8 protein-coding genes are annotated in these 7,183 nt (G+C 66.5%); 3 read left to right on the top strand and 5 right to left on the bottom strand.

Annotation, left to right across the window (positions count from 1 at the left end; all coding sequences use genetic code 11):
* From D769_RS10035 to D769_RS10025, 3 genes are all read left to right on the top strand, one after another.
* Positions 1–722, top strand: a 722-nt coding sequence (locus tag D769_RS10035; protein WP_008644608.1) for a gamma-glutamyltransferase, incomplete at its 5' end; no start/stop codon positions are given.
* 69 nt (positions 723–791) lie between these two features.
* Positions 792–1,769: a tripartite tricarboxylate transporter substrate binding protein gene (locus D769_RS10030; RefSeq protein ID WP_017512336.1), complete on the top strand. Its 978-nt coding sequence runs from the start codon at positions 792–794 to the stop codon at positions 1,767–1,769.
* A 17-nt stretch (positions 1,770–1,786) separates the two neighbouring features.
* Entirely contained in the window at positions 1,787–2,287 is a 501-nt protein-coding gene (locus D769_RS10025) for a GAF domain-containing protein (RefSeq protein ID WP_234707023.1), read from the top strand.
* Positions 2,288–2,303: 16 nt separating this feature from the next.
* Here the strand turns inward: D769_RS10025 and D769_RS10020 are convergent, their stop codons facing one another.
* The 5 genes from D769_RS10020 to D769_RS10000 form a co-directional block, all read right to left on the bottom strand.
* Entirely contained in the window at positions 2,304–3,026 is a 723-nt protein-coding gene (locus D769_RS10020) for an MgtC/SapB family protein (RefSeq protein WP_008644601.1), read from the bottom strand.
* A gap of 90 nt (positions 3,027–3,116) precedes the next feature.
* The gene (locus D769_RS10015) at positions 3,117–4,109 is read right to left on the bottom strand and encodes a pyridoxamine 5'-phosphate oxidase family protein (RefSeq protein WP_008644599.1); all 993 of its coding nucleotides are present in this window, start codon (positions 4,107–4,109) and stop codon (positions 3,117–3,119) included.
* 51 nt (positions 4,110–4,160) lie between these two features.
* On the bottom strand, positions 4,161–4,772 hold the full coding sequence (locus D769_RS10010) for a glutathione S-transferase (protein ID WP_008644597.1): 612 nt from the start codon (positions 4,770–4,772) through the stop codon (positions 4,161–4,163).
* Between the two features lie 156 nt (positions 4,773–4,928).
* A complete protein-coding gene (locus D769_RS10005; RefSeq protein ID WP_008644592.1) occupies positions 4,929–5,831 on the bottom strand; it encodes a LysR family transcriptional regulator in 903 nt (300 codons plus the stop codon).
* A gap of 12 nt (positions 5,832–5,843) precedes the next feature.
* Positions 5,844–6,929 carry an AI-2E family transporter gene (locus D769_RS10000; protein WP_008644586.1) on the bottom strand — a complete coding sequence of 362 codons (1,086 nt, stop codon included), beginning with the start codon at positions 6,927–6,929 and terminating at the stop codon, positions 5,844–5,846.
* Positions 6,930–7,183: the final 254 nt, after the last annotated feature.

Raw genomic sequence — 7,183 nt, 5'->3', positions numbered from 1 at the left:
CGCGTATGCCTGACCCCGCCGTGGCCGAGCGCACGCTGACCGCTGCCGATACGCGCTTCGGCGTGGGCGAGCCGACCTTCGCCGCGCTACCGCCGGTAACCGAATGGGCCGAACGGGAGCTGTTCGTCGGCGACACCTGCCATATCGACGTGATCGACCGGCACGGCAACATGGTGGCGGCCACGCCTTCGGGCGGCTGGCTGTCGTCGAGCCCGACGATTCCGTCGCTCGGCTTCGCGCTCAACACGCGCCTGCAGATGACGTGGCTCGAACCGGGCCTGCCCAACACGCTGGCGCCGGGCAAGCGGCCCTGCACCACGCTGTCGCCGTCACTGGCGATGCGCGACGGCGAGCCCTACATGGTGTTCGGCACGCCCGGCGGCGACCAGCAAGACCAGTGGTCGTTGGCATTCTTCATGCGCCACGCGGTGCATGGCATGAACCTGCAGGAATCCATCGACGCGCCCGCCTGGCATATCGACCACTTCCCGCAGTCGTTCTGGCCGCGCCAGACCACTCTGAACCGCATCACCGTCGAATCGCGCTTTCCCGCTGCCACGATCGAAGCGCTGCGTGCCCGTGGGCACGAGGTTCGCGTCGGTGATGACTGGTCAGAGGGCCGCATGTCGGCCTGCACACGCGAGCGCGACGCCAGGGGGCGGCTCGTGCTGCGCGCCGGCGCCAACGCGCGTGGCATGCAGGGCTATGCCGTCGGCCGCTGATTCACGCACGACATTACCGAAGACCGATACAGAAACAGAAACCGAAGGGGGTTGGAGATGAAGTCCGAGATGAAGTCCGTACTGAGAAGCCTGCTGTGCGGTGCCGCCGCATTGACGATGTCGTTTGCGAACCTGGCCAGCGCGGCCGATGCCTGGCCGACCAAGCCGATCACACTGATCGTGCCGTGGGCGGCGGGTGGTTCGACGGATATCCTGGCGCGCACGCTGTCCGAGCAGTTGACCAAGTCGCTCGGCCAGCCGGTCATTGTCGACAACCGGCCGGGCGCTTCCGGCAACATCGGTTCGGCGATGGTGGCACGCGCGAAGCCGGACGGCTACACGCTGCTGATCGGCTCGATGAGCACGCACGCGATGAACCCGGCGTTGATGCCGAACATGCCGTTCAAGGGCGTGGATGATTTCACGCCGCTGGGATTGCTGGCCTACGTGACCAACACGATGGTCGTGAACGCGTCCGTGCCGGTGCACAACGTCAAGGAACTGATCGCGTACGCGAAGGCTAATCCGGGCAAGGTCGCCTACGCCAGCGCGGGCCCCGGCTCCACCAATCACCTGAGCGCGGTGCTGTTCGAGAAGATGGCCGGCGTGCAGTTGCTGCATGTGCCGTACAAGGGTGGCGCGCCGGCCGTGGTCGATACGGTGGCGGGCCAGACGCAATTGCTGTTCTCGGCGGGTACCCAGACGCTGACGCACGTGAAGTCCGGCAAGCTGCGCCTGCTGGCCGTGACCGAAGCCAAGCGCTCCCCGCTGCTGCCCAATGTGCCGACGGTGGGCGAGACCCTGCCCGGCTATGAGCTTTCGGTCTGGTACGGCGCCTTTGGCCCGAAGAACATGCCTGCGGAACTGGTGACGCGCTTGAACAACGAGATCAACCGCGCGATGGCGCTGCCCGACGTCAAGGCCAAGATGGAGTCGATCGGCGTCGAGACGGCGACGTCGACCCCGCAGGAATTCGGCAAGATCCTGCGCCGCGATGCGGACCGCTACGGCAAGCTGATCCGCGAACTCGGCATCCAGGGCGAATGATGGCGGGCGCAGCGAACATGACATTGCCGATGCATTGGCAGGCACAACTGAATGCACTGCTGGACCGCCTGCGCGATGCGGCCACGCCGCAAGGCGCGATGGATGCCGTGGGGCAGGCCACGCTGGCGATGGTCGGCCCCGGCCTGCTGACGATCAACGCATGGCACGCGAGGACGGGCGAGATCGAACGGCTATGGTCGTCCGACCCGGCGGCCTATCCGGTGGGCGGCAAGAAGATCAAGGGCGATACGGTCTGGACGCGCCAGCTGCTGGTGCGCGGCGAGGTCTTCGTCGGCGAGGGCGACGAGGCGCTGGCAGCGGTGTTCGACGACATCGCCGTGATTCGCGGCCTTGGCCTGAACGGCGTGGTCAACGTGCCGCTGAGCCGACGCGGCGCGGTGATCGGCACGTTCAACTATCTGGCGAATGTGCAGGCGTGGACGGCCGATGAGATGACTGCGCTGCGGCTGCTGGGGCAGCTTGTGGTGCCGGCTGTCGTTGAAGCGATTGCCGGTTGAAAGGCCGACCCCGCTTTTACTCCGTTGTGCTCGCGCTCCAGAACGCCTGACTGACCACGCTGGTGCCGCCGAGTCGGGCGACGATCGCGTCGAGCGCGTCGCCGTCCACCGAGGTGGCCACGAGTGCTGCCTCGATTTCCACATCCTGATCGCCGAACGCGCGGACTTCCAGGTCGCGCGTTGGATACTGCGCGGCTTCCAGCGCGTCTTCGAGCAATCGCATGGCGGTCTTCTGGTACTCGCGTAGCGTGATCACATGCACGGTATGCGTGACTTCCACGGCCGGTGTATCCATCGGCTGGCGGTTGATGCGATCGGCCACGGGCCGCAGCAGCGTGTTAGCGGCCAGGACGAACAGTGCGCCGATCCCCGCTTCGAGAATCAGGTCCGCTCCCGCACAGGCGCCCACCGCCGCCGAGCCCCAGAGCGTGGCCGCGGTGTTGAGCCCGCGCACGTTGCCTTCCTCGCGCATGATCACGCCCGCGCCCAGAAAGCCGATGCCCGATACCACGTATGCCACCACGCGTACCGCGCCCTCATGGCCGGCGATGTGATTGGCAAGATCGACGAAGATCGCGGCGCCCAGCGCCACCAGCACGTTGGTACGCAGGCCGGCCGTGCGCTGGCGGTACTGGCGCTCGTAGCCGATCATCCCGCCCAGGACGAAGGCGGCGGCCAGGCTGATGGCGGTGTCGAGCAGCGATTGGGGATTGATGTTCTGCAGGGCTTCCAGGGACATGTTCGAGGGCGCATCCGTGCGGGCAGAGACTGGCGCGATTGTGGCACAGGCACTGCGCTCCCTGACACCCGTGGGGGTTTCATGTTCCTGTCATGAAGCTGGATCTCCGGGCCAGACGCCGGTGCGCAGCGCCTGCGGCGATTCGCCGCCGGGCATGAAATCCCAGCGCAGCGGCAGCGCCCGATCGCGGCGCACGATCTGCCGGGGGAAAAAGCGCCACAGCCGCTCCGCACCCTCGACAGTGCTGATCTCGGGCGAATCGGTGATGACCTCGGCGCGGCCCGTCATCTGCAGCAGGTCGCCGGTCGGATAGCTGACGAACACCAGTCCCGCCACCGGATTCACCAGCATGTTGCCAAGCGTATTGAAGAACGTATTGCCGGCGAAGTCCGGAATCGTCAGGCTGCCGTCGGCATCCACGCGCACGAATCCGGGTCGGCCGCCACGATGGGAGACATCCACCTGGCGTCCTCCCGGCAGATCCACATAAGTCGCGACGAAGAACGAATCGGCATGGCGGATCAACGTCCGCGCCCTAGCATCGAGCGCGGTCAGGATCTGGGGCGCGACGGTGCCCGGCGTCGCGGGGTCGCGCGTGACCACGAACTCGCGCTTCTGAATGTACTGCGGGCAGTTGCCGAAGCTTTGTCCCACCGTCACGCCAAAGCCGCGCGCGTCATCGCGGCGCACGGTGCCGTTCAGCCGGTTGCGGCGGCGGGTCATTGGGTCAAGGCCGAGCAGTGCGATGGCGTTGCCGTCTTCCATACCACTGTCGGCGGGATCATCGGCATCGCGCGGGCTCGCGACTTCCAGCAGATACGGATTGGGCGATTGGAGGAAGCCTGGCTGTCCCGCGCGCAGGGTGGCCCAGACCTGGCCGTCCGGGGCTACCGCGCCGATGACGATGGAGGGCAGCATCGCGAAGAACTCGCGATGCTGGTCGGGCATGTAATCACGCACCACGCGCGGACCCACTTCGGCCAGACGCTCTTCCACGCCGGCGCGCGATTGCAGGATGCGCTCGCCGGTATGCCAGGGCGTGCCGGGCAGCAGCTCTGCATGGGGGGCAGGTTGACGGTTCATGGCGCGCTCCAGGTGGCGACTTCTCAGGCAGGCGATTTCAGGCTGGCGGATTCAGGCTTCGAGTCCGACCGGGCTTTTCACAATCGGGACGAAGCCCGGCAGCGCCTCCACGCGTGCCAGCCATTGGCGCACGTTGCCGTAGTCCCGCAGATCGACAAAGCCCTCCGGCGCCCGCGCGGTATAGCTGTAGAGCGCCACGTCTGCAATCGTTGGCTGATCGGCGGCGATCCATGGGCGGTCGGCCAGCGTATCGTCCATGCGCTTGAGCACGACGTGGGCCCGCGCGACCGCATCATCCAGATCGTACGGCGCGTTGAACAGCGTGGCGATGCGCGCGCGGGCCGGTCCGAAGGCGATGTCGCCAGCGGCGACCGACAGCCAGCGTTGCACAGCCGCTGCCGTCGTCGGTGCTTCGGGCAGCCAGTCGGTGCGGCCTAGCTTCTTGCTCAGGTAGACCAGGATCGCGTTCGAATCGGGCACGACCGTCTCGCCATCGACCAGCACCGGGATCTGGCCGAACGGATTCAGCTTCAGGAACTCGGGCGATTTGTGCGCGCCGGTCATCAGGTCCACTTCGATCAGTTCTGCCGGCTGGCCGAGCAGGGACAGGAACAGCTGTGCGCGGTGGGCGTGGCCGGAAAGCGGGTGCACATAGAGTTTCATGGTCGGGACGTCCTTGGATGCGATGGTTCAGCGCCACGGCAAACGCCGGGCTCGCATCAAATATAGGGGCGTCCCATGCCACGAAAAATGGCCGGGGGAAGAAGTGACTCTTGCGGATTCGAGAAGAATCCGCGGAGAACCTGACGGTGGGGCGTCTTACGGATTCAGCGACGCCGTGCCGCGCAGCGTATCGACAGCCAGATCGATGAAGGCGCGCACCTTGTGCATGGCGTGGCGGCCTTCGCGATGGATCACGTGGATCGGCAGCGGCGGTTGCTCGAACTTGTCGAGCACGATGCGCAGCTTGCCGTCGCGGACTTCGTCGGCGATCTGGTAAGAGAGCACCGCCGCCAGCCCGAAGCCCGCAACCGCCGCACCAATGGCCGAGTCGTTGGTCGAGGTGGCCAGGCGCGGCGTCAGGCGCGTCGGCGCGCTCTCCCCATCGCGCATGAAGCGCCATTCGGGCAGGGTGGAGATACCCGTGGTCTGGATGACGGTGTGGCGGGCCAGATCGTCGGGCGTGGCTGGCGTGCCGACGCGGGCCAGATAGTCAGGCGCGGCGCAGACCACGCGGCGTACCCGACCGACAGGGATGGCCTGCAACGACGAACTGGGCAGTGGGCCGATGCGGACCCCGACGTCGATGCCTTCCTCGACGAAATTGACGTTGCGGTCGATCAACAGGCATTCGGCATCGACTTCCGGATAGCGTCGCAGATACTCGACCACGATCGGCGTGACGAATCGACGGCCGAACAGGACCGAAGCCGTGATCGACAGCTTGCCGCGCGGCGCGGCATGGGCGCCCGTGGTGGCAAGCTCGGCTTCCTCGATCTCGGCCAGGATGCGGCGGCAGTTTTCGTAGTAGGTGGCGCCGGTTGCCGTCGGGCGCACCAGTCGCGTGGTGCGCGTGAGCAGGCGCACGCCCAGGTGTGTCTCCAGCTCGGTGATGACGCGGCTGACCACCGAGAGCGACACGTCGAGCTTCCGGGCGGCGGGCGTGAAGCCGCCCACATCCACCACGGTCACGAACGTTTTCATGGCCTGCAGGCGATCCACCGTCGTTCTCCGTCAGGCGGTGGGGCCGTTGCTGCCGATATCGCCGTTCTCGTCGATACCGTGCGCGTGCAGGTCCCAGCAGGCGATAAACAGCGCGGCGATCAGCGGCCCGATGACGAAGCCGTTGAGCCCGAACAGCGCCATGCCGCCGAGCGTGGAGATCAGCACCACGTAGTCCGGCATCTGGGTGTCCTTGCCGACCAGGATCGGGCGCAGCACGTTGTCGACCATGCCGATCACCAGCACGCCGAACCCAATCAGTACCAGGCCCGTGACCGTCGAGCCGGTCAGCAGGAAGTAGACCGCGACGGGCGCCCAGATCAGGCCTGCGCCCACGGCGGGCAGCAGCGACAGGAACGCCATGATCACGCCCCAGAGCAGCGCGCCCTGGATACCAAGGACCGCGAAGATGCCGCCGCCGAGTGTCCCCTGCACGAGTGCCACGGCCACGTTGCCCTTCACGGTGGCGCGTACCACGGTGGTGAACTTCTGGATCAGGTGCTGCTTGTACAAATCGCTGAGCGGCACGGCCGTGCGGATCTTGCGGGACAGCCGCGGGCCGTCGCGCAGCAGGAAGAACAGCAGGTACAGCATGATGCCGAAGCTGATCACGAACTGGGCCGTATTCTGTCCGATGCTCAGTGCCCGCGTGGCCACGAACTGGCTGGCCTGCAGCGCGCTGGCGCTCAGCTTTTCCTGCAAGTCCGCGATGCTGGTCAGATCCACCTTCGCCAGCAGCGTGCGCACGTAGGGCGGCAGGGCGTCCACAGCACGCTGAAAGTACACGCCGAAATTCAGTTGGCCCGAGCGGATGCTGTCGTAGAGGCTGGCGCCCTGGTTGATCAGCGAGGCGGTGATGATCGTCAGCGGCAGGATGACCAGCACCAGCACCAGCAGCAGTGTGAGCAGCGCGGCCACGTTGTTGCGCCCACGCAGCCCGGCCGTCAGGCGCCGTTGCAGCGGGGCGAAGATGATGGCGAGGACGGCGCCCCAGAAAACGGCGCCATAGAAGGGCAGCAGAATCCAGAAGAACGCGATGGAGACCGCCGCGAGCAACAACAGGAACGTCTTGTGATACAGACCGGGTGAATCGGCCATGGTGGAATCCTTAAGCGCAAGCCAGCAGCCATTCTACGATGCCGTGAGGTCGCCACCTGTGACATGTGCCCAGGTGTGGCCGCACGGCCGTGAATGGCCCTATTTGCGCTGTCCGGGCTCCGCTACCGACCGGGCGGCCGCCAGATTGGCGGCGATCCGGCCGGCGGTCTGCGAATCCGGGGGCAGCAGCCGGTACAGGTGCTCCCAGTAGGCGATCGCGCCAGCCTTGTCGCCGCGTTCGGCGGCGGCGCTGG

This window comes from Cupriavidus sp. HMR-1, assembly GCF_000319775.1.
GTDB classification, from domain to species: domain Bacteria; phylum Pseudomonadota; class Gammaproteobacteria; order Burkholderiales; family Burkholderiaceae; genus Cupriavidus; species Cupriavidus metallidurans.
This window is presented reverse-complemented; position numbering and strand designations above follow the sequence as displayed.

Coding starts and splice junctions, on each gene's coding strand:
- D769_RS10030 (WP_017512336.1), top strand. CDS start 792: ATGAAGTCCGTACTGAGAAGCCTGCTGTGCGGTGCCGCCGCATTGACG.
- D769_RS10025 (WP_234707023.1), top strand. CDS start 1,787: ATGACATTGCCGATGCATTGGCAGGCACAACTGAATGCACTGCTGGAC.
- D769_RS10020 (WP_008644601.1), bottom strand. CDS start 3,026: ATGTCCCTGGAAGCCCTGCAGAACATCAATCCCCAATCGCTGCTCGAC.
- D769_RS10015 (WP_008644599.1), bottom strand. CDS start 4,109: ATGAACCGTCAACCTGCCCCCCATGCAGAGCTGCTGCCCGGCACGCCC.
- D769_RS10010 (WP_008644597.1), bottom strand. CDS start 4,772: ATGAAACTCTATGTGCACCCGCTTTCCGGCCACGCCCACCGCGCACAG.
- D769_RS10000 (WP_008644586.1), bottom strand. CDS start 6,929: ATGGCCGATTCACCCGGTCTGTATCACAAGACGTTCCTGTTGTTGCTC.